This window comes from Solicola gregarius (assembly GCF_025790165.1).
Lineage (GTDB): Bacteria > Actinomycetota > Actinomycetes > Propionibacteriales > Nocardioidaceae > Solicola > Solicola gregarius.
The window spans coordinates 4663921-4690072 of record NZ_CP094970.1 but is presented as its reverse complement, the minus strand read 5'-3'; the positions used below and the strand labels follow the sequence as shown (position 1 = coordinate 4690072).

At 68.9% G+C, this 26152-nt stretch carries 21 protein-coding genes and 1 pseudogene; 10 read left to right on the top strand and 12 right to left on the bottom strand.

The genetic code is table 11. The features are described 5' to 3' along the window. The 4 genes from L0C25_RS22875 to L0C25_RS22860 all read right to left on the bottom strand — a co-directional run bounded on the left by L0C25_RS22875 (window position 1) and on the right by L0C25_RS22860 (window position 4137). Window positions 1-900, bottom strand: coding sequence for an ABC transporter ATP-binding protein (locus L0C25_RS22875; protein WP_271634117.1), 900 nt, complete (start codon window positions 898-900; stop codon window positions 1-3). Then, entirely contained in the window at window positions 890-1867 is a 978-nt protein-coding gene (locus tag L0C25_RS22870) for a branched-chain amino acid ABC transporter permease (protein ID WP_271634116.1), read from the bottom strand. The genes L0C25_RS22875 and L0C25_RS22870 overlap by 11 nt, the downstream gene beginning before the upstream one ends. 19 nt (window positions 1868-1886) lie before the next feature. Beyond that, window positions 1887-3221 (bottom strand): branched-chain amino acid ABC transporter permease, encoded by a 1335-nt coding sequence (locus L0C25_RS22865; RefSeq protein WP_271634115.1) that lies wholly within the window; start codon window positions 3219-3221, stop codon window positions 1887-1889. A gap of 169 nt (window positions 3222-3390) precedes the next feature. Further along, window positions 3391-4137, bottom strand: a complete 747-nt coding sequence (locus L0C25_RS22860) for a DUF554 domain-containing protein (RefSeq protein ID WP_271634114.1) — start codon at window positions 4135-4137, stop codon at window positions 3391-3393. Between the two features lie 108 nt (window positions 4138-4245). On the opposite strand from L0C25_RS22860, the gene L0C25_RS22855 reads away from it, so the two are divergent. The 5 genes and pseudogenes from L0C25_RS22855 to L0C25_RS22835 all read left to right on the top strand — a co-directional run bounded on the left by L0C25_RS22855 (window position 4246) and on the right by L0C25_RS22835 (window position 12837). Beyond that, window positions 4246-4854, top strand: coding sequence for a GNAT family N-acetyltransferase (locus L0C25_RS22855; RefSeq protein WP_271634112.1), 609 nt, complete (start codon window positions 4246-4248; stop codon window positions 4852-4854). Between the two features lie 56 nt (window positions 4855-4910). After that, the gene (polA, locus tag L0C25_RS22850) at window positions 4911-7589 is read left to right on the top strand and encodes a DNA polymerase I (protein ID WP_271634111.1); all 2679 of its coding nucleotides are present in this window, start codon (window positions 4911-4913) and stop codon (window positions 7587-7589) included. Window positions 7590-7709: 120 nt separating this feature from the next. Next, window positions 7710-9026 carry a M18 family aminopeptidase gene (locus tag L0C25_RS22845; RefSeq protein WP_271634109.1) on the top strand — a complete coding sequence of 439 codons (1317 nt, stop codon included), beginning with the start codon at window positions 7710-7712 and terminating at the stop codon, window positions 9024-9026. 189 nt (window positions 9027-9215) lie between these two features. Next, window positions 9216-10752 (top strand): annotated as a pseudogene (gene rpsA, locus L0C25_RS22840) (30S ribosomal protein S1). Between the two features lie 165 nt (window positions 10753-10917). Beyond that, window positions 10918-12837: an N-acetylmuramoyl-L-alanine amidase gene (locus tag L0C25_RS22835; RefSeq protein ID WP_271634108.1), complete on the top strand. Its 1920-nt coding sequence runs from the start codon at window positions 10918-10920 to the stop codon at window positions 12835-12837. A 7-nt stretch (window positions 12838-12844) separates the two neighbouring features. Here L0C25_RS22835 and L0C25_RS22830 read toward each other — a convergent pair whose 3' ends face one another. Next, window positions 12845-12997 (bottom strand): hypothetical protein, encoded by a 153-nt coding sequence (locus L0C25_RS22830; protein WP_271634107.1) that lies wholly within the window; start codon window positions 12995-12997, stop codon window positions 12845-12847. Between the two features lie 107 nt (window positions 12998-13104). Here L0C25_RS22830 and L0C25_RS22825 point away from each other — a divergent pair, with 107 nt between their 5' ends. Then, window positions 13105-14052, top strand: a complete 948-nt coding sequence (locus L0C25_RS22825; protein WP_333908553.1) for a helix-turn-helix domain-containing protein — start codon at window positions 13105-13107, stop codon at window positions 14050-14052. 12 nt (window positions 14053-14064) lie between these two features. Here the strand turns inward: L0C25_RS22825 and arfB are convergent, their stop codons facing one another. Next, entirely contained in the window at window positions 14065-14502 is a 438-nt protein-coding gene (gene arfB / locus L0C25_RS22820) for an alternative ribosome rescue aminoacyl-tRNA hydrolase ArfB (RefSeq protein WP_271634106.1), read from the bottom strand. A 12-nt stretch (window positions 14503-14514) separates the two neighbouring features. Then, the gene (locus L0C25_RS22815) at window positions 14515-15273 is read right to left on the bottom strand and encodes an SDR family NAD(P)-dependent oxidoreductase (protein ID WP_271634105.1); all 759 of its coding nucleotides are present in this window, start codon (window positions 15271-15273) and stop codon (window positions 14515-14517) included. Window positions 15274-15343: 70 nt separating this feature from the next. Between L0C25_RS22815 and coaE the strand changes: the two genes are divergently transcribed. Then, a complete protein-coding gene (gene coaE, locus L0C25_RS22810) occupies window positions 15344-15940 on the top strand; it encodes a dephospho-CoA kinase (protein ID WP_271634101.1) in 597 nt (198 codons plus the stop codon). A gap of 66 nt (window positions 15941-16006) precedes the next feature. Here coaE and L0C25_RS22805 read toward each other — a convergent pair whose 3' ends face one another. The 4 genes from L0C25_RS22805 to L0C25_RS22790 form a co-directional block, all read right to left on the bottom strand. Then, entirely contained in the window at window positions 16007-16996 is a 990-nt protein-coding gene (locus L0C25_RS22805; RefSeq protein ID WP_408641656.1) for a sigma-70 family RNA polymerase sigma factor, read from the bottom strand. 165 nt (window positions 16997-17161) lie between these two features. Further along, the gene (locus L0C25_RS22800; RefSeq protein ID WP_271634100.1) at window positions 17162-18346 is read right to left on the bottom strand and encodes an endonuclease/exonuclease/phosphatase family protein; all 1185 of its coding nucleotides are present in this window, start codon (window positions 18344-18346) and stop codon (window positions 17162-17164) included. Window positions 18347-18423: 77 nt separating this feature from the next. Beyond that, window positions 18424-20544 (bottom strand): S9 family peptidase, encoded by a 2121-nt coding sequence (locus L0C25_RS22795; protein WP_271634099.1) that lies wholly within the window; start codon window positions 20542-20544, stop codon window positions 18424-18426. Then, the gene (locus L0C25_RS22790) at window positions 20541-21881 is read right to left on the bottom strand and encodes a DNA polymerase IV (RefSeq protein WP_271634098.1); all 1341 of its coding nucleotides are present in this window, start codon (window positions 21879-21881) and stop codon (window positions 20541-20543) included. The genes L0C25_RS22795 and L0C25_RS22790 overlap by 4 nt, the downstream gene beginning before the upstream one ends. Here L0C25_RS22790 and L0C25_RS22785 point away from each other — a divergent pair. After that, complete coding sequence (locus L0C25_RS22785; protein WP_271634096.1) at window positions 21855-23138, top strand: DUF4192 domain-containing protein; 1284 nt, start codon at window positions 21855-21857, stop codon at window positions 23136-23138. The two genes, L0C25_RS22790 and L0C25_RS22785, sit on opposite strands and share 27 nt — an antisense overlap. 49 nt (window positions 23139-23187) lie before the next feature. Further along, complete coding sequence (locus L0C25_RS22780; protein ID WP_271634095.1) at window positions 23188-24663, top strand: glutamate-cysteine ligase family protein; 1476 nt, start codon at window positions 23188-23190, stop codon at window positions 24661-24663. An 86-nt stretch (window positions 24664-24749) separates the two neighbouring features. On the opposite strand, the gene L0C25_RS22775 is transcribed toward L0C25_RS22780, so the two are convergent. Beyond that, a complete protein-coding gene (locus L0C25_RS22775; protein ID WP_271634094.1) occupies window positions 24750-25238 on the bottom strand; it encodes a hypothetical protein in 489 nt (162 codons plus the stop codon). A 150-nt stretch (window positions 25239-25388) separates the two neighbouring features. Between L0C25_RS22775 and L0C25_RS22770 the strand changes: the two genes are divergently transcribed. After that, the gene (locus tag L0C25_RS22770) at window positions 25389-25793 is read left to right on the top strand and encodes a universal stress protein (RefSeq protein ID WP_271634092.1); all 405 of its coding nucleotides are present in this window, start codon (window positions 25389-25391) and stop codon (window positions 25791-25793) included. The last annotated feature ends 359 nt before the right edge of the window (window positions 25794-26152 follow it).

The following is a 26152-nucleotide window of genomic DNA, read 5'->3' as shown; positions in this document are numbered from 1 at the left end:
TCATCCCTCCAGATGCTCGGACTTGCCGCCGGCTTCGGCGATCTTCTCGGCGAGCTCGGCCGCCTCGCGCTCTTCGGTGATATCGGTGTCGTGATGTTCGCCGAGGTAGGCGTCGATGACCTTCGGGTCACTCATCACGTCGTCCGGGGTGCCCTCGGAGACGATGCGGCCCTGAGCCATCACGATCACGTGGTCGGAGATATCGCGGACCATGTCCATGTCGTGCTCGACGAACAGCACCGTCATACCGTCTTCGCGCAGGGACTTGACGTGTCCGAGCAGCGACTGCTTGAGCGCCGGGTTGACACCGGCCATCGGCTCGTCGAGCATCACGAGCTCCGGGTCGACCATCAGCGCGCGCGCGACCTCGAGCAGCTTGCGTTGGCCGCCCGAAAGCGACCCGGCGAAGTCGTCGGCCTTCTCCTTGAGCTTGAACCGCTCGAGCAGCGCGTACGCCCGCTCGGTGACCTCACGCTCCTGGCTTCGCCAGAGTGCCGCCCACGGCGCGGACCAGAACCGCTCGCCGCGCTGGTCGGTGGCGGCCAGCCGCATGTTCTCGATCACCGACAGCTTCGCGAGCACCTTCGTCAGCTGGAACGTACGCACCATGCCGCGCCGCGCCACCTTGTACGCCGGCACGCCGGCGAGGTCGTGACCGTTGTACGTCCACGAGCCGGTGTCGGGTTGGTCGAAGCCGGTGAGCAGGTTGAAGAACGTCGTCTTGCCGGCGCCGTTCGGTCCGATCAGCGCGGTGATCTTGCCGCGCGGGACCTCGACATGGTCGACGTCGACCGCGGTCAGGCCGCCGAACCGGCGTACGACGTTGTCGGCCACCAGGATCGGCTCATTGGGATCGGTCGCGTTCTGTGTCGGCTCTGGGGCCGTTGCGTCAGCGGGCATCGAGCGCAATCTCCTTCCGGTCTCCGAAGACTCCCTGCGGGCGGTAGATCATCAGCAGCATCAGCACAAGCCCGACCAGCATGAACCGGACAGGGCCGACCTGCTGCCCGTCCATCAACCAGGTCGGCATCGTCGGGTCGCTGCCGCTTGTCAGCTTCGAGAGGACCCCGTCGACCAAGGACAGCAGGCCCCAGAACACGATCGCCCCGAACACCGGGCCGATCACCCGGGCCGCGCCGCCGAGGATCAGCATCGTGAACACGATGAACGTCATGTCGAGGTTGAAGCTGTTCGGCTGCACCGCGTCTTGCGCGATCGCGATGGCGAACCCGCCGAGGCAGCCGATCATGCCTCCCAGGACGAGCGCCTGCATCTTGTACGCATACACGTTCTTACCGAGGCTGCGAGCGGCCTCCTCGTCCTCACGAATCGCCTTGAGCACCCGGCCCCACGGCGAACGGACGAGCAGCCAGACGAACACGCTGGACAGCGCGACCACGACCCAGCCGACCGTCATCACCCAGAACTCGTCGGAGCGGAACCCCAGGATCGAGCCGGAGTAGGGGTTCGCGTTGTAGAAGGCTTCGGTGAAGTCGTTGATGCCGGTGCGCCCGCCCAGCGTGTCCTTCCAGGTGCCGCCGAGCACGAGGCGCAGTACCTCCGCCGCGGCGATCGTCGCGATGGCGAGGTAGTCGGCCCGTAGGCGCAGAGTCGGGATACCGAGCAGCAGGGCCAGTACGGCACTGAGCACGAGTCCCAACCCGATCCCGACGAAGAACGGAAGGCCCCAGGACGCGACCGAGACGGCGAGGCCGTACGCGCCGAGCGCCAGGAATCCGGCCTGACCGAAGTTGATCAGCCCGGTGTAGCCGAACTGCACGTTGAGGCCGATGGCGGCGAGGCAGAAGTAGATCGCCGAGGTACCGACCGCCGCCTGGAGGGCGTTCTCGAGAATTGACCAGTCCATCAGTTTCTCCCTCTCCCGATCATCCCACGCGTTCCTTGCGGCCCAGCAGACCTTGCGGCCGGACCATCAGAACGACGATGAGGACGAACAGTGCGGTCGCGATCTTCAGCTCTGCGGGAATGATGAGCGTCGACATCTCGATCAGGATGCCGACGACAACCGAGCCGATGATGGCGCCCCAGACCGATCCGAGTCCTCCGACCGTGATCGCGGCGAACATCACCAGCAGCACCTGAGCACCGAGGTCGAACTTCACCGACTGGGTGAAGCCGAGCATCACACCGCAGGCGCCCGCGAGCATGGTGCCGACCGTCCAGACGACGGTGATCACCCGGTCGACGTTGATACCCGAGGACGCGGCGAGTGCGGGATTGTCGGCCACCGCGCGGGTCGCCCGACCGATCCGGGTCTTCTGCAGCGCGATCGTCACCGACAGCAGCAGCACGACGGCGATCGCGATGATGATCAGGTCACGGGTGGTGTAGTCGACACCGAGCGCGTGGCTCGCGTCCGGCGTCATGTAGTCGTCGTAGTTCAGGGTCTGCCCGCCGGTGCCGTACTGGTACGCGTTGCGCAGCAGGAACTGCAGGCCGATCGAGACGATCATCATCGCGATCAGCCCGGTGCCCCTGTGCCTGAGTCTTCGCCAGAACAGCGTGTCCTGGAGATAGCCGAACGCCGCCGCACAGATCATCGCGAGGAGTCCGGCGACCCAGATGGGCCAGCCGATCGCGACGTTGAAGACGTAGGTCATGATCGCGCCGAACGTGACGAGCTCGCCGTGGGAGAAGTTCGTCAGGCCGGTGGTGCCGAAGACCATCGACAGGCCGAGCGCGCCGAGCGCGAGCACGATGCCGAAGTACGCGCCGTCCCAGATCGTCTGCGGCACGCGGTCGTACCAGGACTCGACCGCACGGTTGTCCGGCCCGACCGCGAACACCGTCGAGAGCGACGGTCGACCTGAGTCGAGCGTCACCGTGAGTGGGTTCTGGATGCCTTCGCGGAGCTGGACTCCCTCGGGGAGAGTGTCCGTGACGAGCTCGATCTTGGTCTCGCCCGTGGCGGGCACCTTGAGCTGGTATCGCCCGCTCTCGTCGCTCTCCGTCTCGAGCGTGTCACCCTCGGACGTCGTGACCCGGATCGTCACTCCCGGCACCGCTTCGTTGCCTTCGGCGGTGTTCTGCAGAACACCCGAGATGACGGTGACCGGGCCCTTGTCCTTGTCCTTGTCGGCGGCGAACGGGGTGCTGGCGGATGGGGCTTGCTCTCCGGGCGCGGCCTGCGCCGCCGAACCCCAGGTGAAGAGGAATGCTCCCATGAGGAGTGCGAGGACAGCTGCTACGCGCAGTCGCACATCAGGCTCCTGTCGGGTGGTCGGTAACGGCCAGTTCATGCAACAGGGAGGGTACAGAGCACCCTCCCCGTCTCATGGACTCTGCGGGAGCATAGCGGGTCGACCGGAGCGGGAGATGCCGATCGGATGATCGTGTTGTAACCGTTGCACAACGGCGGCAGAGTCCGGTCTAACGGATGAGGACGACGATTTCGGTCAAGATCGGGGCGACGATCAGGGCTGGGAGCAGGTCGGCCACAGGGAGCGCCTTGAGCTGCAGCAGCCGGATGCCGACCCCTGCCAGCAGCAGCCCTCCGGTGGCCGTCAACGCAGCAAGATGAGCGTCGGGAAGGAACGAGCCGAGCGCGAGCCCGACCACCGTGAGCGAGCCCTGCACGGCGAGCACCGCGATGGCCGAGGCCATCACTCCGATGCCGAGGGAGGCGGCGAACGCGATCGCTGCGAAGCCGTCGAGCACGGACTTCAGCACGAGCTGGTCCGAACCGTTGCCGAGACCGTCGTTGAGCGAACCGAGCACCGTGAGCGGCCCGACGCAGAACACCAGCGACGCGGAGACGAACCCCTCGATGAACCGGACGCGTTCCTCCGACGTCTCTCGTCGGCTGAGCCGACTCTGCAGCCACCCGCCGAACGCCTCCAACCGCAGCTCGATGCCCGCCAGCGACCCGGCGATTCCGCCGATCAGCAGCGACCCCAGCACGATCAGCACGGGTGCGTCCGGTCCGACCTCCGACGTGAATGCCGAGTCGGTGACCGCCATCGCGGCCAACGCGGCGATCAGCAGCGTCACCAGGCCGAGAGCATCGGTCACCGCGTTGCGCGTACGCTGCGGCAGCCGGTGCCCGACCGCGACCCCGATACCCGAGCCGATCAGCACCGCGACGACGTTGATGACGGTTCCTTCGCCCCTGAACAAGTGCGTTCCTCACTCCTGTGGACCTGCGGGTGACGTTGGACCTGCTCCGGCGTAGTCTGTCAGCCGCGGGGTCCGTGAACGTCCGGTACCTAGATGAGGAGCGTCAGGTTGTCGCGAGTATCCATCGTGGTGCGAGACGCCGAGATCGAGGACGCCGCCGCCCTGATCGAGGTATGGGACCAGTGCAACGCCGTCGACATCGAGTCGTACGACAGTGAGACGGCGTCGGGAATCCACCGCAAGCCGATGGTGGCCGAGGCCGCCGACGCGTTGAGCGAGCAGCTCTCCGATCCCGACCGCAAGATCCTCGTCGCCGTCCGCGACGGCGACGTCGTCGGTGCGATCGCATTCCGCCGGCAGCTGTTGTCGCTGATCCAGACCGAGAAGGTCATCGTCGTCACCGACCTCCATGTCGCACCCCGTCACCGCCGCCGGCTGATCGCGTCGAGTCTGATCTCCGCGGGCGTACGTTGGGCCGAGGACGTCAACTGCGAGGTGATGATGGCCGTCTCGCCCGCCGACTCCCGAGACGCCAACCGATTCCTGAATCGCATCGGCTTCGGTCAGGTCGCGGTCGTACGCGCGGCGCAGGTCAGCGCGCTCGGGTCGAGGTTCGCGGGCATCGCGACGAGCTCGAGGTTCACCGGCCGGCTGATCGCCTTGCGGCGCACGATGCGCCGCCGGCAGTCGCACGTCCGGCCGGGCTCGTCGGTCTGACCCGGCACTGCCCGACACCCGTGCGGGTTGTCGGACCGCGCCGTTAGGCTCGCCGGGTGGACACCGCTGCAGCCAACCGCCTCCTGCTCATCGACGGCCACTCGATCGCGTACCGCGCGTTCTTCGCGCTCCCGGTCGAGAACTTCTCGACCACCACGGGCCAGCCGACCAACGCCGTGTACGGGTTCACGTCGATGCTCATCAACGTGCTGCGCGACGAGGAGCCGACCCACGTCGCGGTCGCGTTCGACGTCTCCCGCAAGACGTTCCGGCTGGAGGAGTACGCCGAGTACAAAGGCAACCGCTCGGCGTCGCCGCCGGAGTTCAAGGGTCAGGTCTCGCTCGTCAAGGAGGTCCTCGACGCGCTCGCGATCTCCAGCCTGGAGCGGGAGGGCTACGAGGCCGACGACATCATCGGCACGCTCGCGACACAGGCGGAGGCGGCCGGCTTTGACGTGCTGATCTGCACCGGCGACCGCGATGCCCTGCAGCTCGTCACCGACCACACCACCGTGCTCTACCCCCGCAAGGGTGTCTCCGACCTGGCGCGGATGACGCCGGAGGCGGTGCAGGAGAAGTACGGAGTCGCACCGGAGCGGTACCCCGAGGTCGCGGCGCTGGTCGGTGAGACCAGCGACAACCTGCCGGGCGTACCCGGTGTCGGTCCGAAGACGGCCGCCAAGTGGCTGGCGAAGTTCGACGGGCTCGACGGCATCGTGCGCGACGTCGACCAGGTGCCGGGCAAGGCGGGGGAGTCGCTGCGCGAACACCTCTCCGACGTCATCCGCAACCGCCGCATCAACGCGCTCGTACGCGACCTCGACCTGCCGCTCGGCCCGGACGAACTCGCGCTGAAGACGTGGGATCGCGACGCCATCCACGAGGTGTTCGACGGCCTGGAGTTCCGGGTGCTGCGCGACCGGCTGTTCGCGACGCTGTCGTCCGACGAGCCGGTCTCCGACGAGGGCTTCGACATCGACGCGACGATCCCGGTGGCGGGTGCGCTGGGCGAGTGGCTCGACGCCCACGCCCGCGACGGCGCGCGGGCCGGACTCCACGTCGACGGCGTCTGGGGCGCTGGAGCGGGCGACGTGCGGTCGGTCGCGATCGCGACCGCGAAGGGGCCGGCGGCCTGGGTCGACCTCGCCGAGCTCGGCCCGGACGACGAGCGCGCTCTCGCGGGCTGGCTGGGCGACGCGGACGTGTCGAAGGCGCTGCACGACGCCAAGGGTCCGATGCTCGCGCTGCGGGCTCGCGGCATCGAGCTGCGTGGCGTCGAGCACGACACCGCGCTCGCCGCGTACCTCGTCAAGCCCGACCAGCGTTCGTACGACCTCGCCGACCTGACCCTGCGCTACCTGCGCCGCGAGCTGGCCGATGACTCCGCGGACGCCGGCCAGCTGACGCTCGACACCGGCGAGCAGGCCGGCGCGGACGCGGCGATGGTACGTGCGCGGGCGACGCTCGAGCTCGCGGCCGAGCTCGACACCGATCTCGAGCGGCACGGCGCCGCCGAGCTGCTCCGCGACCTCGAGCTGCCGCTGCTCAGCGTGCTGGCCGAGATGGAGCGCACGGGCATCGCCGTCGACGACGCCGACCTCGAGCAGCTCGAGTCGCAGTTCGCCACGCGGGTACGCGACGCGGCCGACGAGGCGTACGCGGTGATCGGCAAGCAGATCAACCTCGGCTCGCCGAAGCAGCTGCAGGTGGTGCTGTTCGACGAGCTCGGCATGCCGAAGACCAAGCGTACGAAGACCGGTTACACCACCGACGCCGACGCATTGCAGTCGTTGTTCGAGAAGACCGAGCACCCGTTCCTCTCGCACCTGCTGACACATCGCGACGTCAGCCGACTACGCCAGACCGTCGAAGGCCTCCGCAAGACCGTGGCCAGCGACAGCCGGATCCACACGACGTACAACCAGACGATCGCGGCGACGGGCCGACTGAGCTCGACCGACCCGAACCTGCAGAACATCCCGATCCGCACCGAGTCCGGCCGGCGGATCCGTGGCGCGTTCTGTGTCGGTCCCGGCTACGACGACCTGCTGACCGCCGACTACAGCCAGATCGAGATGCGGATCATGGCGCACGTCTCGGAGGACGCCGGCCTGATCGCGGCGTTCAACTCCGGCGAAGACTTCCACACGGCGATGGCATCGCGGGTCTTCGCGGTCGATGCCGACGAGATCACCCCCCATATGCGCAGCCGGATCAAGGCGATGAACTACGGGCTCGCGTACGGGCTCTCGGCCTACGGCCTGAGTCAGCAGCTCGGCATCGAGACCGGCGAGGCGCAGGGCCTGATGGAGGAGTACTTCGTGCGCTTCGGCGGCGTACGCGACTACCTGCACGGTGTCGTCGACGAGGCACGCCAGACCGGGTTCACCGAGACCATCCTCGGCCGGCGACGCTACCTACCGGACCTCACCAGCGACAACCGGCAGCGCCGCGAGATGGCGGAGCGGATGGCCCTCAACGCACCGATCCAGGGCTCGGCGGCCGACATCATCAAGGTTGCCATGCTCGGCGTACACGGGGCGCTCGCGGAGTCCGACCTGACGTCACGGATGCTGCTGCAGGTCCACGACGAGCTCGTGCTCGAGGTCGCCGCCGGCGAGCATGAGCGGGTCGAGGCGCTCGTCCGCGAGCAGATGGCGTCGGCCGCCGACCTGGCGGTCCCGCTCGATGTCTCGGTCGGCTTCGGGCGCACCTGGCAGGACGCCGCCCACTGACCACGAATCGTCAGTCGTCCACGACTCCGGGTGCCCGAGCAGTCGGCTGTCGCCGTCTCGTCGATGACGTGGGCGGGTGGAGGTTTCGCGACACAACGTTGCGGATACCATGCACGCCATATGGCAGCGCAAACGAAGAACGTGCCGGACGACCTCGCCTCGCGCGCGAGCGCCTCGCAGTTGTGCCGTTTCGTCGACGCATCGCCGTCGCCGTTCCATGTCTGCGCGACCGTCGCGTCGACGTTGGACGCCGACGGCTTCACCCGGCTGGCAGAGCGAGACACTTGGCCGTCGACGCCCGGGCGCTACTACGTCGTACGTGGCGGTTCGCTCGTCGCCTGGAGCACGGAGTCGGCCGACGGCCCGGCCTCGCCGTTTCGGGTCGTCGGCGGACACACCGACAGCCCGAACCTCCGGGTCAAGCAGCACCCCGACCTGTCGCGCGCCGGTTGGCAGCTCGTCGGGCTCGAGCCGTACGGCGGTGCCTGGCTGAACTCGTGGCTCGACCGTGATCTGGGGCTGTCGGGGCGCGTCAGCGTCCGCGACGGACGAACTTCCGACGAAGTGTTGCTGAACGTCGGGCGACCGATCCTGCGCGTACCGCAGCTCGCGATCCATCTCGCGAGCGACCGCAAGGGGGTCGAGCTCGACCCGCAGCGTCATGTCGACGCGGTGTGGGGAGTCGGCACGTCCGCTTCCTCGGTACGCGCGTTCGTCGCTGCCGAGCTCGGGGTGGCGGAGAGCGACGTGCTCGGCTGGGAGCTGATGGCACACGACGTCGCACCGAGCAGTCTTGTCGGGCGCGATGGCGACCTCGTCAGCGCCGCGCGACTCGATAACCAATGCACCTGTTTCGCGGGGCTACACGCACTGCTGAGCGCCGCTGCGAGCCCCGCGCGCGACACGGTGCCGGTGCTCGCGCTGTTCGACCACGAAGAGGTCGGCAGCATGTCCGACCGCGGTGCGCACTCCGACCTGCTCGCCACGACGCTGGAGCGGATCGTTCTCGCGGCGGGCGGTGCGCGCAACGAGTTCCTGCGCGCGGTGGCGGGTTCGGTGTGCGCATCGGGCGATATGGCGCATGCGACCCACCCGAACTACGCCGACCGGCACGAGCCCGAGCACCGCATCGAGGTGGGTGGCGGGCCGGTCCTCAAGGTCAACCAGAACCTCCGCTACGCCTCGGACGCGGCGGGCGCGGCTGCGTACGCGCTGGCGTGCGACCAGGCCGGCGTGTCGATGCAGCGCTACGTGCACCGCGCCGACCTGCCGTGCGGCTCGACCATCGGGCCGATCACGGCGTCGCGTACGGGGCTGTCGACCGTCGACGTCGGTGCGGCACAACTGGCGATGCACTCCGCGCGCGAGCTGATGGCGGCGGCCGACGTACCCACGTATGCCGCGTCATTGGCGGCATTTCTCGCCCCGCAGCGCTAGCGGCGACCCGCGTTGACCCATCAGAGCGCGACCGCGTAGTCTTGACGCCGCGTAGTCAGTCTGCATGGCCTCGGACGGAGCAGGCGCTGCTCGCGCCCTGTCGGGCAACATACCCCTCGGCATTTCGCGATAAAAGGTCTGCCTGCGCGTCGGAACTACCTACATCCACCCATCGGAGCTCACCACCACATGACGAGCAGCATCGAGGCACCCCCGGCGCCTTCCACTCCGCAGGTCGCCGTCAATGACATCGGATCCGAGGAAGAACTCCTCGCGGCCATTGACAAGACCATCAAGTACTTCAACGACGGCGACATCGTCGAAGGCACCATCGTCAAGGTCGACCGGGACGAAGTCCTGCTCGACATCGGTTACAAGACCGAAGGTGTCATCCCCTCCCGCGAGCTGTCGATCAAGCACGACGTCGACCCGCAAGAGGTTGTCTCGGTGGGCGATGAGGTCGAGGCCCTTGTTCTCCAGAAGGAGGACAAGGAGGGCCGGCTCATCCTGTCCAAGAAGCGCGCTCAGTACGAGCGTGCCTGGGGCACGATCGAGAAGATCAAGGACGAGGACGGCGTCGTCTCCGGCACCGTCATCGAGGTGGTCAAGGGCGGCCTGATCCTCGACATCGGCCTGCGCGGCTTCCTGCCCGCGTCGCTGGTCGAGATGCGCCGCGTCCGCGACCTCCAGCCGTACGTCGGCCAGGAGCTCGAGGCGAAGATCATCGAGCTCGACAAGAACCGCAACAACGTCGTCCTGTCGCGTCGCGCGTGGCTCGAGCAGACCCAGTCGGAGGTTCGCCAGAACTTCCTCACCCAGCTGCAGAAGGGGCAGGTCCGCAAGGGCGTCGTCTCGTCGATCGTCAACTTCGGTGCGTTCGTCGATCTCGGCGGCGTCGACGGCCTGGTGCACGTCTCCGAGCTGTCGTGGAAGCACATCGACCACCCGAGCGAGGTCGTCCAGGTCGGCGACGAGGTCACCGTCGAGGTGCTCGATGTCGACCTCGACCGCGAGCGGGTCTCGCTGTCGCTGAAGGCGACCCAGGAGGATCCGTGGCAGCACTTCGCCCGGACCCACCAGATCGGCCAGATCGTGCCGGGCAAGGTCACCAAGCTCGTCCCGTTCGGTGCGTTCGTGCGCGTCGAGGAGGGCATCGAGGGCCTGGTGCACATCTCCGAGCTCGCCGAGCGCCATGTCGAGATCCCCGAGCAGGTCGTGCAGGTCGGCGACGACGCGATGGTCAAGATCATCGACATCGACCTCGAAGCGTCGCCGCATCTCGCTGTCGCTCAAACAGGCGAACGAGCAGGCGCTGACCTCCGATGAGGAGTTCGACCCGACGCTGTACGGCATGACCTCGTCGTACGACGACGAGGGCAACTACATCTACCCGGAGGGCTTCGACCCGGAGACGGGTGAGTGGCTCGAGGGTTACGACGAGCAGCGCGCGGTCTGGGAGGAGCAGTACGCCCAGGCGCACGCGCGCTGGGAGGCCCACAAGCGCCAGGTCGAGGATGCCGCGAAGGCCGACCTCGAGGCCGGCGACGCGGGTTCGTACTCCTCAGGTGACTCGGCAGAGCCGCAGCAGCGGTCCTCGTCGTCGTCCTCCTCGTCCTCGTCCTCGTCGTCGCGTTCGTCCTCGCCGGCGCCGTCGTCGCCGAGCGAGGGTGCGCTCGCCTCCGACGAGGCGCTGCAGGCGCTTCGTGAGAAGCTCACCGGCGGCTGACCCAGCGCCGACCAGACACCGGGCCGGTGTCCGTCTTCGGGCGGACACCGGCCCGCTGTCATACCCGGTGCCCTGGGTCGACCTCGGCGGAACTTCGCCGACCAATCGCGTTTGAGTGACCCCCCGAGGGGATAAACAGCGTGGTGTCACCTGTAAAGGAGCATCATGCGAATCCCGTCCCGCATCACCGTCGCCGTCGGATGTGTCGCGTTGGCCGCCTCGGCCGCCTCGGCCGTCGCCACCACCGAACGATCCATTCCCGACTCCCGAATCGACTGCGTCTCGACGCTTTCCGCGCCCGACCGCCAGCAGGCGTTCGAGCGTGCCGGCGCGGCGTCCGGCGTTCCGCAGGACCTGCTGCTGGCGGTCTCGTACCTCGAGAGCCGCTGGGATGACCACGGCACCTCGCCGAGCGTTGCCGGTGGCTTCGGTCCGATGCACCTCGTCGACTCCGCTGCGCGGGGATGGGACGCGCGCGGAGACGAGGCGCGTGGTACGTCGGTCACCGACGGCACCCTGCAGCGCGCCGCCGAGCTGACCGGGTTGTCGGAGTCGCGGCTCACCTCGGATCCGAACGCGAACATCTGTGGCGCGGCGGCCGTGCTCGCGTCGTATGCCCCCGACGATGGCGCCGGGCTCGCATCCTGGTCGTCGGCCGTCGAGCGGTACGGCTCGGACGGCACCTCGGAGTTCGCCCGACAGGTGTACGCGACGCTGCGCGACGGCGCGCGGCGGACCACGAACGACGGCGAGCGGGTCGGCGTCCGGGCGCATCCCGGCGTACGCCTGCCTTCGCCTCGGCGCGAGGCGAAGGCGAAGGTCGACTGCCCCGACGCGCTCGGCTGCGAGTGGATCCCGGCGCCGTACGAGCTGGCCGACGGTGAGACCGATCCCGGGTCGTCGAACTACGGAGCCCACGACAAGGCGCACCGGCCGAAGGCGCCGAAGCTTTCGTACATCGTCATCCACGACACGGAGGCGACGTACGACCAGAGTGTTGACATCGTGCAGGACACCTCGAGCGGGACGTCGTGGAACTACACGATCCGTTCGAGCGACGGGCACATCGCGCAGCACCTCAAGCCCAAGGACGTCGGCTGGCAGGCGGGCAACTGGTACATCAACGCGCATTCGATCGGCATCGAGCACGAGGGCAAGGCGGGTAACGGCTCCTGGTACACCGAGGCGCTGTACCGTCAGTCCGCCCAGCTGGTGCGCTACCTGACCCGCAAGTACGACATCCCGCGCGATCGCGGGCACATCCTCGGCCACGACACGGTGCCCGGCACCATCCCCGGGGCGACGGAGTCGATGCACTGGGATCCGGGACCGTACTGGGACTGGGAGCACTACTTCGACCTGCTCGGTGCGCCGATCGGCGGCGAGCGGGCGAACCAGCGCTCGGCGGCGATCGAGCCGGGCGACACCGTGACGGTCCGGCCGGGCTTCGACGGCAACACCAACGAGGTCACCGACTGCGAGGAGCAGTCGCCGGGCTCGGGTCCGTGCGATCCCGATGCCGGCACCAACTTCGTCTACCTGCGCCAGGCGCATTCCGGCGATGCTCCATTGGCGCGCGACGCGGGATGGAACCCGGGTGCGAACGAGTCGTCGACGGTCGCCAACGACATCGGTGCGCGGGCGGCGGCCGGCACGCAGCTGGTCGTGAACAAGGTCGACGGCGACTGGCTGCAGGTCTCGTGGGCGGGCAACCTGGTCTGGCTGCACAACCCCGCGGCCGATCCGGCGGTCTCCCGGGTCGCGGCGCCGACCGTAACGGTCAAGGAGGGGCGCGCGTACGCCCGCACGTACGGGAGGGCGTACCCCGAGCGCTCGGCGTACCCCGACACGATCCCGTACCAGGAGGTGCAGCCGATCGAGTACGTGCTCCGCCAGGGCCAGGAGTACGTGATCGCGAACCCGAAGGTGGCGACCGACTACTACTACGCGATGAGCTTCGACGGCTCGCTACCCGATGACCGCACGGTGGTCTCCGGCAAGCGGAAGTACTACCTGGTGTGGACGGGGCACCGCCAGACCTTCGTGCCGGCGTCGGACGTGGTGACCCACGGCCTCGGCCGGTGAACGAAGGTCAACGACGGAGCACGCTCTGGTCGAAGGTGCTGCGCGGGGCCGGGCGGTGGCCGTACCCGTCGCCGGAGATCAGCTGGGCGAAACGGCGGGTGGTCCAGGCGATGGCATAGACGGCGGCGATGGCGAGGACGATGAGGATCACGGTGTTCATGGCAGTAATTCTGCCTAGATAGATATGCTGCCACGAGTGGCAGGCTTGCCATCCATGGTTGATATTCTGCCAGTTCGATGGCAGGCTCGTTCACCATGATCCGAAACGTGGCGACCATCGTGACCGACGGCGTCGAGCCGTTCGGGCTGGGCCTGTTCTGCGAGGTCTGGGGCGAGGAGGAGCACCCCGAGGACGGCGCGCCGGCCTTCGACTTCGCGGTCTGCGGGCCGCAGGCCGGCCGCATCCGCGGCTCGAACGGGTTCGACCTGTTCGTCGAGCACGGTCTCGAGCGGGTCGCCGAGGCCGACCTGGTGGCGGTCTGCCCGACCACGCAACCCGACCAGGTGCCGCAGTCGGTGCTCGACGCCATCCGAGACGCCCACGCGCGCGGGGCGACGATCCTGACGCACTGCACGGGTGCGTTCGTTCTCGGCGCGGCCGGGATGCTCGACGGCCGGCGCTGCGCCACGCACTGGCGGCACGCCGACCGCCTCGCCGCGGCCTTCCCGGATGCGAAGGTCGACGCCGACGTGCTGTACGTCGACGACGATCGAGTCTTCACCGGCGCCGGGTGCGCGGCGGGCATCGACGCCTGCCTGCACCTCGTCCGGATGGAGTTCGGCGCGAAGGTGGCCGGCGCGTTCGCCCGGCGCATCGTCGTACCGCCGCAGCGCGACGGCGGCCAGGCGCAGTTCGTGCGTACGCCGATCGTCGAGCAGGACGCCGACACGCTGCAGCCGCTGCTGGAGTGGGCGCGTGCGCACCTGGAGGAGGACCTCGCGGTCGACGTGCTCGCGCGGCGGGCGCTGATGTCGCCGCGGACGTTCGCCCGGCGGTTCCGCGACGAGACCGGCACGACGCCGCACCAGTGGGTGACCCACCAACGCCTGGCCCTCGCCGAGCAGCTGCTCGAGGACACCCTGCTCGGCATCGACGAGATCGCCGGCCGGGCCGGGTTCGGCAACGCCGCGACCCTGCGGCACCACTTCTCGGCAGTGCGCGGCACGACGCCGGCCGACTACCGTCGCACCTTCGGCTGCGTCGAGGCGAGCTGACGGGTCTCGCGACTACCTGTCGTCGGGGCGGCGGCGCAGCTGCTTGGTCTCGCCACGCTGGCGCTTGTCGTCGAGCCGTCGGCGCTGGGATCCGCGGGTCGGCTTCGTCGGCCGCCGCTTACGCCGCGCTCGCATGGCCCCGCGGACGAGCGAGGCAAGCTTCGTACGCGCCTCTTCGCGGTTGCGCAGCTGCGAGCGGAACTCGGATGCGGCGACGGTAAGGACGCCTCCCGCCAGATGTGAGCCGAGCCGCTCGAGCAGCAGCGTGCGCCGTCGCTCGTCCAGCACGCCCGACGCCGCGACGTCCCACGAGAGCTCGACCCGGGTGTCGGTCGTGTTCACGTGCTGACCTCCGGGTCCGGACGAACGCGAGAACCGCCAGCGCAGCTCGGCAGCCGGAACGACGAGGGAGTCGTCGATCTCGAGGTCGCGGTCCGGTGTGTCGGGCATGGGCGCAGCGACTCAGCGTGGCGCCATGCGAAGCGCGCCGTCCATCCGGATGGTCTCGCCGTTGAGGTAGTCGTGCTCGACGATCATGGTGACGAGCCGCGCGTACTCGCCTGCGTCGGCGAGACGCTGTGGGAACGGCACGCCGGCGGCGAGCCCGGCGCGGAACTCGTCGCTGACCGTCGCCAGCATCGGTGTGTCGACGATGCCGGGCGCGATCGTGCAGACCCGGATGCCGACCGACGCGAGATCACGGGCCGCGGGAAGCGTCAGGCCGACGACGCCGCCCTTCGACGACGCGTACGCCGCCTGGCCGATCTGCCCGTCGTACGCCGCGATCGACGCGGTGTTGACGGCGACGCCGCGCTGGCCGTTGTGGTCCGGCTCCGTCGCGACGACCGCCTCGGCGGCGAGGGTGAGGACGTTGAAGGTGCCGATCAGGTTGACCTCGACGACCTTGCGGTAGACCGCGAGATCGTGCGGCCCCTTGCGTCCGAGGATGCGCATCGACGGGCCGATGCCGGCACAGTTGACGACCGTACGCAGCGGGCGCTCGTCGGCGGCCGCGGTCGCGACGGCCGACTGCACCTGGTCGGGCTCGGTCACGTCGGTGGGGACGAGCGTCACGCCGTCGACGGGCGTCGCCTCATCGACCGCGCTCGGGAGGTCGAAGCCGTACACGGTGGCGCCCCGCTCGCGCAGTGCCTGTGCGGTGGCGGCGCCGAGCCCGGAGGCCGCTCCCGTGACGATCGCGGCGGTGTTCTGCAGGTGCATTGAGGTCCTTCGCGTAGACGGCAGAGGACACCTTATGCCGTCGCGGTGCACGGCTGGCAGACTGCCCGGCATGACTCAGGTGGGGCTGACCGGCGGGATCGGATCCGGCAAGAGCGAGGTCAGCCGGATGCTGGCCGAGCGTGGCGCCGTGGTGATCGACGCGGACGTACTCGCCCGCGAGGTTGTCGCGCGCGGTACGGGTGGGCTCGCCGCGGTCGTCGGTGAGTTCGGCGAGTCGGTGCTCACGGAGGCGGGCGACCTCGACCGCGCGGCGCTCGGCGAGCGGGTGTTCGCCGATCCGGGGGCCCGGGCACGGCTCGAGGCGATCATCCATCCGCGCGTACGCGCACGCGCGGCCGAGATCGCCGCGGCGGCCGGATCCGACGCGATCGTCGTACACGACGTCCCGCTGCTGGTCGAGACCGGTCAGCAGGGTGCGTTCGACGTACTCGTCGTGGTGGACGTCTCGACCGACGTCCAGATCGATCGGCTGCGCGAGCGGCGCGGCATGTCGGAGGAAGAGGCCCGAGCGCGCATCGCGGCGCAGGCCGGTCGGACACAACGAACCGGTGTCGCCGACATCGTGGTCGACAACACCGGTTCGTTGGCAGATCTGGAGAAGCGGGTCGACGAGCTCTGGCGCTCACTCGCCCGCCCCGCCCGCTGAGACGCACGCTCTGGAGGCGACACGCGGGCGTGTCCCACCAGTACGTGCGGCCCAGCGGGGCTGGCGTCAGGCGGCGAGATCGGGATCGGCGATCGTACGCAGCCGCGCGATCGCCTCGCGCTCGAGCTGACGTACGCGCTCGGCGGAGATGCCATGCCGGCGGCCGATGTCGGCGAGCTTGTGCTGGCGGCCGTCGAGCAGGCCGTAGCGGGCGCGGATGATGTCGGCCTCGCGTTCGCCGAGCTTGTCGACCAGACCCGAGAGCCGGTCGCGCGACTCGACGTCGAGCACCGTGATGTCGGGGCCGGGCAGCGTCTCGCGAGCGACGAGGTCGCCGAGTGAGGTGTCGCCGTCCTCGTCGACCGGGGTGTCGAGGCTCACGTGGTCGCGGCCCCATGCGATCAGGTCGAGGACGCGATGAAGGTCCATGTCGAGCTCGCCGGCGATCTCGTCGGGCTCGGGCTCACGGCCCAACTGGCGCTCGAGGTTGCGGCGAGCGGCGCCGACCTGGTTCAGCTCCTCGACGACGTGCACGGGCAGGCGTACGACGCGGGCCTGCTGTGCGATGCCGCGGGTGATCGCCTGGCGTACCCACCAGGTCGCATAGGTGGAGAACTTGAAGCCCTTGACGTAGTCGAACTTCTCCACGGCGCGGATCAGGCCGGTGTTGCCCTCCTGCACCAGGTCGAGGAGCGGCATCTGGGCGCGGCCGTACTTGCGCGCGATCGAGACGACGAGCCGGAGGTTCGCGGAGATGAACTCCTGGATGGCGCGCTCGCCCTCCTCGACGAGCCACTCCAGCTCCTCGGCGCTCGCGCGCTTCGGGGCGCCACCCTTCGCCCGGCCGACCTTGCCCTCGTCGAGCAGGTGCCGAGCGAACAAGCCCGCCTCGATCGCCTTGGCGAGCTCGACCTCGCGAGCCGCGTCCAAGAGCGGCGTCCGCGAGATCTCATCGAGATACATGCCGACGCTGTCGCGTCCTTCGGCGGACTCGCGCGGCCGACGTACGGTTGTCTTGGACGCCTTCGTTGCGGTCGTCGTAGCCACTGAGACCATCTCCTTCGTCTTCGGTGTCAATACCCCCGGTATCGACACCATTTCCAACGCTGTGCGGCCGGCGATGATTCCGCCGATACAGGCCAGACGAATGAGAATTCGCCGAAGTTGCGGCTCTCAGCCCTTTCTTACCTTTGGTAGAGGATTCTCAGGATCACACGGGTGTCATTTCATCAGCAGCAGTGTGGACACGACACCGGCGTGGTCGGAGCCCCACCAGCCGTGGTACGGCTTCAGACCGGTCACCTTGCCGCGGAACCGCAGGATCCGCTGGGGGGAGTCGGTCATGATGTGGTCCACGACATGGTCGCGTTGGGACGTGTCGTCGCGGTCGGCGTCCGGGCCGAGTAGGTCGAGATGCAGACAGCACGACCGCGGCTTGCGTACCGACCGCGAGTGCATCTTGGCGTCGAGGAGCGCCTGGAACGCCTGCCCGTCGCCGGGCTTGACCTCGGTGGGTACATCGGAGTTCAGGTCACCGACGAGCACGGCGGGGAGCTTGCTGGAGCCGATCGGGCCGGACTTCTTCACCAGTTCGCGGGCCTGGCGCGCGCGAATGCTGGGATGCTTCGACTCGTCGTCGAACGACTCGAGGTGCGTGTCGACGAACCGGAACCACGGGCTCTTGCCGACCTTCGCGTCGACGCTCAGCCAGCCGCGCTTGACCGGGAAGTCGATCAGGCCGCCCGGCCGCACCTTGAGCAGGTGCTTGAACGTGCCGCCCTGCCGGTGACGCACCTTGATGGGACGCCCGTCGGTGCGCGCCAGGATGACGTCGCGCATCGTGAGACGGCCGTTGGTGTCGCAGTGGTTCTGCGCGGGATCGCCGGTCGTGTTCGCCGGGACCTCGAAGTCGAACTGGTTCTGCGCGCGCACCAGTCGGTACGTACGGCCGTCGGCGTTGAGCCTGGCCAGCAGCATCTTCAGGAAGTCGTAACGCACGTGCTTGGCCTGCGGCGGGAAGTACGGTGAGCCGCACGGTGCCGTACGCCACTTGGCGACCTCCTGGAGCCCGATCAGGTCGGGCTTGGTGTGCGAGATCTCGTGTGCAAGCGCGTCGGCCCGCTTTCCGAACCTGTTCGCGTCCACCTGGTTCAGGATCTCGCCGGCGCCGCGGATGAGCCGGTCGATGTCGGGCGCGGCGAGGCCGGGCCCGAGGTCGGCGCCGAGGAACACGTTCCGGGTCATGACCTTGACCTTGGTGGCATACCTCGAGCGGGCCAGCTCGGCCATGGTGGGCTGGTCGGGGTCGCCCTGCGGTGCCTGGGCCCCGGCCGCCGTGAGCGAGGCGAGGACGAGGCCGGCGGCGGCGAGCGCGACGGGCGCGAACATGCGAGTACGTACGGGCACAGAGATCTCCCTCGATCGTGTGCCCGCAGCGTAAGCCGCGCCGCGGGCTCGTGTGAACGATTTGGCGGAATCGTCTCCTAGCTGCTGGCCAGGCCGGCCTTGTCGAGTGCCCAGGCCAGCTCGTACGCGCGCTCTCTCCACGACTCGTACCTGCCGCTCACGCCGCCGTGCCCGGCGCTCATCTCCGTCTTCAGCAGCACGTCTGCGGCGCCGTCGGTGACCGCGCGCAGCCGTGCTACCCACTTCGCCGGCTCGACGTACAGGACCCGGGTGTCGTGCAGGCTGGTGGTCGCGAGGATCGGCGGGTACGCCTGCGCCGTGACGTTCTCGTACGGGGAGTACGCCTTCATGTACGCGTACACGTCGGAGTCGCGCAGCGGGTTGCCCCACTCGTCCCACTCGATCACCGTGAGCGGCAGCGACGGGTCGAGGATCGAGGTCAGCGCGTCGACGAACGGCACCTCGGTGAGCACGCCGGCGAACGCCTCCGGCGCGATGTTGGCGACCGCACCCATCAGCAGCCCACCGGCGCTGGCGCCCTCGGCGACGAGGCGGTCGTGAGACGTCCACCCGTCGGCGACCAGCTGTCGGGCCGCCGCGACGAAGTCGGTGAACGTGTTGCGCTTCGTCAACAGTCGGCCGTTCTCGTACCAGTGCCGGCCCATCTCGCCACCCCCGCGTACGTGCGCGACCGCGTAGCCCATGCCGCGGTCGAGCAGCGAGAGCCTCGCGATGCTGAAGCCGGGATCGGAGCTGGCCTCGTACGCGCCGTAGCCGTAGAGCAGGAATGGTGCGGACCCGTCGTGCGGAGTGCCCTTGCGAACCACCACCGAGATCGGGATCCGCTCGCCGTCGTCGGCGATCGCCCACGCGCGATGCTGCTCGTAGTCGGCAGGGTCGTAGCCGCCGAGCACGGGCTGTCGCTTGCGTACGACCAGTGAGCCGGAGTCGGGCGCGTAGTCGTACACCGTCATCGGGGTAACGAACGACGTGTAGACGATCCGGACGAACGGTTGGGTCCATTCGGGATTGCCCGCCGTGTCGCAGGCGAACAGCGTCTCGTCGAACTCGATCTCGTGAATCGGCGCATACCCTCCGGCGCCGATCTCGATGACTCCGAGCCGGGTGAGCGCATCGCGTCGGTAGCCGACCACGATGCGGTCGGCGAACGCGTCGGAGCTCTCGAGGCGCACGGCGGGGTCGTGGGGGAGCAGCGTGCGCCAGTTCGACGGGTCGGTCGCATCGGCCGGTGTCTCGACGAGCTCGAAGTTCTCGGCGCCGTCGTTGTGCAGGATGAGGAACCGGTCGGAGCCGTCGACCACGACGTGGTCGACGGAGTACTCGACGCCTTCGCGCCGGGGGAGTACGACCCGTGGCTCCTGCTCGGGCTCGGCTGCGTCGATGACGTGGTACTCACTGGTGACCTTCGACCCGAGGGCGATCACCAGATACCGCTCGCTGCGGGTTGACCCGACGCCGACCCAGTAGCGGTCGTCGGGCTCGTGCAGGACCACGACGTCGTCGTCGGTGGGGGCACCGATGCGGTGCCGCCACACCTTGTCGGGACGCCAGGCGTCGTCGACGGTCGTGTAGAACAGGTGGGTGCCCTGCAGCGACCACGTCGCACCGTAGTGCGCGTTGGGAATCGTGTCGGCGAGCAGCTCGCCCGTGCGGAGGTCCTTGACCCGGATGGTGAACCGCTCATCGCCGGTCGTGTCGGTCGCGTACGCGAGCAGGTTGCCGTCGCGGCTGACGGAAAAGGCACCGAGGGCGAAGAAGTCGTGCCCCTCGGCCTCGGCGTTGCCGTCGAGGAGAACCTGTTCGCCGTCGACGTCTTCGTGCGCGTCGAGCTCGGGCGGGGTCCAGTCGTCGGGGTCGTCGACGCGACGTCGACAGTGCAGGCCGTACTGTCGGCCCTCGACCGTGCGCGTGTAGTACCACCACGACCCTCGGCGCGTCGGGACCGACAGGTCGGTCTCCTGGGTGCGGTCCTTGATCTCGGTGAAGATCGACTCGCGCAGCCCGGCGAGGTGCTCGGTCTGCCTTTCGGTGTAGGAGTTCTCGGCCTCGAGGTACGCGATCGTCTCGGGATCGTCCTTGGCGCGCAGCCATTCGTACTCGTCGACAACGGTGTCACCGTGATGCGTGCGCTCTTGGGGTATGCGGCGCGCGACGGGAGGGCTCTGCTCGGTCGTCATGCGGACACGGTAGCCGGGTCGTCTGCGTCGCCATCGTCGTCTTCGGGGCGGGCGGGTTCGAGGTCGGGATCGTCGATGCCGAAGGTGCGGACCGGGCCGGGCGGCGTTGCCGCGGTCTCGAACCGAACGGTGACCCGGCCGAGCCCGGCTCCCCACACCCAACCCGGCCCGTACGTCCGATGGACGACGTCGCCGCCGGGTACGTAGCGCGCGCGCTGGTGCACGGCCGGGAGGGGCCCGCTGGGCGGCTCGTCGGGCTCCTCGTCGTCGCCGAACAGGTCTTCCTGGATCCAGTCGGCGAGACCGGAAACTGCGACGCCGAGCAGGCGGACACCTGCACCGGTGTCGACGTCGTCGACGAGTTGGCGGGCGAGCCGGGAGACGACGCGGGCGTCGTCGGTCGGTGCGGGAAGGGTTGCGGAGCGGCTGTGGGTGGTGAAGTCGTACAGCCGAATCTTGACGGTGACCGTGCGTCCGGACAGGCGCGCGGCACGCAGTCGCTCGCACACATGAGCCGCGTGCCTCGCGACGATCGAGCGCAGCAACGTCGCGTCGACGAGGTCGGTGTCGAAGGTGTCTTCGACGCTGACCGACTTCGTCTCCCGCTGTGACTCGACCGGGCGGTCGTCGTCGGCACGGACGAGCTTGTGTAGCGAGTGGCCGTGCGCGTTGCCGAGCAGGCGGACGAGCTCGGCCTCGGTCACTCGCTCGGCATCGGCGACGGTGTGGATGCCGGCACGCCGAAGGCGTTCACTCGTCGCCGGACCGACTCCCGGGATCACCGTGACCTGCATCGGCCGGATCAGGTCGCGCTCGGTGCCGGCGCCGACGATGCGAAGGCCGTCGGGCTTGTCGAGGTCGCTCGCGATCTTGGCGATCAGCTTCGAGGTCGCGACACCGGCCGAGCCGGCGATGCCGCCGCTCGCTTCGTGGACCGACGCCTTCAGATCGCGCATCGCGGTCTCGAGCGCGGTGGGGGAGAAGTCGTCCAGCGCGCTCGCGGTGAGGTCGACGAACGCCTCGTCGAGGGACAGCGGCTCGACGATCGGCGAGAGGTCGCGCAGCACGCGCATCACCCGTCGGCTCGTCGCGCGGTACGCTCCGAACCGGCCGTTGAGGAAGGCGGCGTGTGGGCACAAGGCCCGCGCTTGCGCGGTCGACATCGCGGAATGCACGCCGAACGTGCGCGCCTCGTACGACGCCGTCGAAACGACCCCACGCGGGCCGATGCCGCCGACAATGACCGGCTTGCCACGCAGAGACGGCTTGTCGCGCTGCTCGACCGAAGCGAAGAATGCATCGAGGTCGAGATGCAGCACGGTCGGCTCGGAGCGCATGACGCCCATCGTCGCAGTCGGTACCGACATCGGCGCCGTGACGGGCCGGCCCTGTGGATAACTCCGACACGTTTCGCCGCGCGGCGGCATCTTGTGAGTGTGAGCAGTCGATCAAGACGCGCCACGGCGCGCAAACTCAGTACGTCGCGGTCCGGTCGTCCGGTAGACCGACCGGTCCTGCGAGCCACCTCGATCCCCGACCTCCTCGGCTGTGTGCCGGCGGCGCTCGGGTTCCACCCACGGCGGTCGCTGGTCGCGATCGCGCTGCAGGGCAAGCGATTCGTGTTCCATCTACGTGCCGACCTGCCGGCGCCCGAGTACGCCGACGAGTGCGCTGCCCAGCTGCTGCCGCCGCTGGTCGCGCAGCAACCCGACGGCGTCCTCCTCGTCGCCTACACCGAGCCCGAGCCGAGCAGCGACGTACGCGGAGTCGACCGGTTGTCCGCCGACGCGCTCGTGGCCGAACTGCGCCGGAAGCTGTCGCAGCACGACATCGACGTACGTGAGGCGGTGCGCTGCGACGGGGCGCGCTACTGGTCGTACGACTGCGACCGTGAGGAATGCTGCCCGTCGGACGGCACGCCGTACGACATCGAGTCGTCGTCGACGCTTGCGGACGCCGTCTTCAACGGGCTCGAGGTGCTTCCCGACCGGTCCGCCGTCGAGCAGCGGTTCCATGGTGTCGCGGGTGCCCGGCGCGTCGAGATGGAGGCCGTGACCGAGCGGATGGTGACCGAGGTCCTCGCCGCCGGGGGCCTCGACGTGGAGGACGAGCAGTCGTGGGACCACGGCCGGCTCGGCCGGCATCCGGACCTGCTGCGCGCGGGTGCTGCGTACGTGACCGACCTGCTGTCGGAGCTCGACGGCGAGCGCGCCGGTTCGCTGAGTGACGAGGATGCCGCTCGGCTCACCATCTGGACGCTGCTCCTGCCCGTACGCGACCTCGCGTGGTCGTACATCGACCGCGACAACGCCGAGCACCATCGGCAACTGTGGACGGGCGTCGCGCAGCGGGCGGTCTCGCCCTTCGAGCCGGCGCCCCTGTGTCTCGCGGCGTTCGCGTGCTGGCTGTCCGGGAACGGCACGCAGGCCCGCTGTGCGCTCGACCGCGTCAGCGAGGTCGAACCGGCCTATTCGATGGGCACCTTGCTCACGGACATGCTCGAGCGCTGCGTGCCGCCGAGCGCGTGGCGGCCGTTCGACCCGGCGATGATCCGCTCGCAGTTTCCACCCGAGGCCGAGCAACAATCCGCATGACGCGCTCGGGGATGGCAGACTCGGGCGCACCAGTTGCACGGGAGCCGCCATGGGCCAGGAAGTCGACCAGCGTACGTTCAGTCGCGAGGACCGCACTCGATACCGGGCGAAGGTACGTCGCTGCCTGGACGTGTTCGCCCGCATGCTCAGTGCGTCGCGGTTCGACGTCGACCGACCGATGTCGGGTATCGAGATCGAGCTGAACCTCATCGACGAGCAGGGCTCACCTGCGCTGAAGAATGTCGAGGCGCTCGAGGCGATCGCCGACGACGACTTCCAGACCGAGCTCGGCCAGTTCAACATCGAGATCAATGTGCCACCCCGACGGCTCGACGACGGTGGCCTGGAGGCGTTCGAGAGCGGGATCCGCGACGACCTCAACGAGGCGGCGCGCAAGGCTTCGGGTGTCGGGGCACACCTGCTCGTCATCGGCATCCTGCCGACGCTGGAGCACGGCCACATGACCGCCGAGTCGTTGTCGCCGAACCCGCGGTACGAGCTGCTGTCCGACCAGATCCTTGCCGCTCGTGGCGAGGACATCTCGATCACGATCGACGGTGCCGACCGGCTGCAGACGACCGCGGACACGATCGTCCCCGAGGCGGCGTGCACGAGTACGCAGCTGCATCTGCAGGTCAGTCCGGACGACTACGCGCCGTACTGGAACGCCTCGCAGGCGGTCGCGGGGGTGCAACTCGCCTTGGGTGCGAACTCGCCGTTCCTGCTCGGCAAGCAGCTATGGCACGAGACGCGGATCGCGCTGTTCGAGCAGGCGACGGACACCCGCAGCGAAGAGCTCAAGACGCAGGGCGTTCGCTCCCGCGTGTGGTTCGGCGAGCGGTGGATCAACTCGATCTTCGACCTGTTCGAGGAGAACGTCCGCTACTTCCCGGCGTTGCTGCCGATTCTCGAGGACGAGGATCCGGTCGAGGTGTTCGAGCGGGGCGACACCCCGTCGCTTGCGGAGCTGCGACTGCACAACGGCACGATCTACCGCTGGAACCGCCCGGTGTACGACGTCGTCGCGGACCGGCCGCACGTACGCGTCGAGAACCGCGTGCTCCCGGCGGGGCCGACGATCGTCGACACGATGGCCAACGCGGCGTTCTACTTCGGCGTCACGAGAGCGCTGGTCGGCGACGAACGGCCACTGTGGTCGCAGATGTCGTTCAGCGCCGCCGAGGAGAACTTCCACACCGCCGCCCGGCACGGCATCGACGCGCAGCTGTTCTGGCCCGGGCTCGGCGCCGTGCCGGCGACGGAGCTCGTCCTGCGTCGGCTGCTGCCGCTCGCGTACGAAGGGCTCGAGTCGTTCGGCGTCGGTGCGCGGGAGCGCGACCGGCTGCTCGGCGTCATCGAACAACGGTGTCTCACGGGCCGCAACGGTTCGACGTGGCAGATCGCGGCGTTCCGCAAGGCGTACGACGATGCGCGGCGCAGCCGGCTCGACGCGCTGCGGGCGGTCGTGCTCGCGTACGAGGAGCGGATGCACAGCAACGAGCCGGTGCACGCCTGGTCGTTGTGAGGGTCGGCTCCATTTTCGCTCCTGCGCCTTGCCGGATCGGGCGCGGAGACCCGCTCGCTGGTCGACACCGGACAAGCAGACACGGCCTACGCGGTCGGCCGCAGCCGTCGCCAGGTGCGGCTCGATCCGTGCGGCACGCACCTCCAGCCGGAACGCGTGATCACCAGCATCGGAGGGATCGCCACCTCGGCGATCGCAGCTCCCTGACGTAGGGCGGACCACCAGCACACGTCGCTGTCGGTCTCGTCGTTGGCACCCAGTCGGGTCCACACGGCGACGACCGGCTCGCCGCCGGCCTCGTTCAGCAGCCGTGCCGCGATCTCGGTCGCGAGGCCGGCGTCGACGAGTCGCAGCGAGACGACGCGCGGGCCGACGACGGGTCGTGGCGGCTCCCACCAGGCGACATCCTCGGGCAGATGACGGGCGCCGTTGACGTCGGCGATCGTGACGAGGCCGAGGCGCGGTTTGAACCCGCGACCGTGGCAGGTGCCGCGCAGGCCGAGGATGCGCCACCGCGCGAACGCGTCGGCGCGGTCGGCGTCGACGCCGTCGAGCTCCGGCTTGATGCGTCTCATGTCTGTCAGGATGCCGTGGTGGCAGGCGATCGGCGCCGTTGTCCACAACCGAGCCACTCGGACCCGTCGCCGCCGGGACTCATATCGGATAGCCTCATGGCGACCATCGCCGATGGCGGTTTCGAACGCGACGACAGGAGGGTGCCAGTCATGAGCACGATCGTGGTGGGCTACGTCCCTAAGCAGGAAGGCAGAGCCGCGCTCGACCGAGCCGCCGAGGAGGCGGTCCTGCGTAACGCCCGGCTCGTTGTCGTCAACTCCCACCGGGGCGGTCGCGACTTCGACCGCGACGACGCACTCGAGACCGAACAGCAGTTGCAGGAGGTGCGCGACAAGCTGCAGGATGCCGGCGTCGACCACGAGATCCGCCAGCTGGTACGCGGCATGGATCCCGCCGACGACCTGATCAAGGTCGCCGAAGACCTGAACGCCGACTTCATCGTCATCGGCCTACGCCGGCGCTCGCCGGTCGGGAAACTGATCCTCGGGAGCAATGCGCAGCGCGTACTCCTCGACTCGCCATGCCCTGTGCTGGCGGTCAAGGCCGAGAAGTAGAGCACTCCCCGCGCCGCGCGCGCAGGGTCGCCGTGATTCTGCGCCGAAGGCGTGGCAGACTTGGTGTGCTGCGGTTGACCGGAGGGTGGTTTGCCGCGCCATCATTCCGTAGTCGAGAGGTCTTTTGTGTCCGCCAGCACGGCTAGCACCATGCAACACGTTCTGCTCAACTCCCCGGCAGTGACCGATCTGATCGAGACGGGCAAGTCCACGGGTCGCGTCAGCGCGGACGACGTACGCGCCACGGTCGCAGCGGCGTCGATATCGCCCTCCCACCACAAGGCGCTGCTACGTCTGCTCGCCGACTCCGGCATCACGGTAGAGGTCACGGGGTCCGACTCGCCCAAGCGCGTTGCCGC

Coding starts and splice junctions, on each gene's coding strand:
- L0C25_RS22805 (WP_408641656.1), bottom strand. CDS start 16,996: ATGGTCTCAGTGGCTACGACGACCGCAACGAAGGCGTCCAAGACAACC.
- L0C25_RS22870 (WP_271634116.1), bottom strand. CDS start 1,867: ATGGACTGGTCAATTCTCGAGAACGCCCTCCAGGCGGCGGTCGGTACC.
- L0C25_RS22845 (WP_271634109.1), top strand. CDS start 7,710: ATGGCAGCGCAAACGAAGAACGTGCCGGACGACCTCGCCTCGCGCGCG.
- L0C25_RS22775 (WP_271634094.1), bottom strand. CDS start 25,238: ATGAGACGCATCAAGCCGGAGCTCGACGGCGTCGACGCCGACCGCGCC.
- arfB (WP_271634106.1), bottom strand. CDS start 14,502: ATGCCCGACACACCGGACCGCGACCTCGAGATCGACGACTCCCTCGTC.
- L0C25_RS22770 (WP_271634092.1), top strand. CDS start 25,389: ATGAGCACGATCGTGGTGGGCTACGTCCCTAAGCAGGAAGGCAGAGCC.
- L0C25_RS22780 (WP_271634095.1), top strand. CDS start 23,188: ATGGGCCAGGAAGTCGACCAGCGTACGTTCAGTCGCGAGGACCGCACT.
- L0C25_RS22815 (WP_271634105.1), bottom strand. CDS start 15,273: ATGCACCTGCAGAACACCGCCGCGATCGTCACGGGAGCGGCCTCCGGG.
- L0C25_RS22795 (WP_271634099.1), bottom strand. CDS start 20,544: ATGACGACCGAGCAGAGCCCTCCCGTCGCGCGCCGCATACCCCAAGAG.
- L0C25_RS22875 (WP_271634117.1), bottom strand. CDS start 900: ATGCCCGCTGACGCAACGGCCCCAGAGCCGACACAGAACGCGACCGAT.
- L0C25_RS22785 (WP_271634096.1), top strand. CDS start 21,855: ATGCAGCACGGTCGGCTCGGAGCGCATGACGCCCATCGTCGCAGTCGG.
- L0C25_RS22830 (WP_271634107.1), bottom strand. CDS start 12,997: ATGAACACCGTGATCCTCATCGTCCTCGCCATCGCCGCCGTCTATGCC.
- L0C25_RS22790 (WP_271634098.1), bottom strand. CDS start 21,881: ATGCGCTCCGAGCCGACCGTGCTGCATCTCGACCTCGATGCATTCTTC.
- L0C25_RS22835 (WP_271634108.1), top strand. CDS start 10,918: ATGCGAATCCCGTCCCGCATCACCGTCGCCGTCGGATGTGTCGCGTTG.
- coaE (WP_271634101.1), top strand. CDS start 15,344: ATGACTCAGGTGGGGCTGACCGGCGGGATCGGATCCGGCAAGAGCGAG.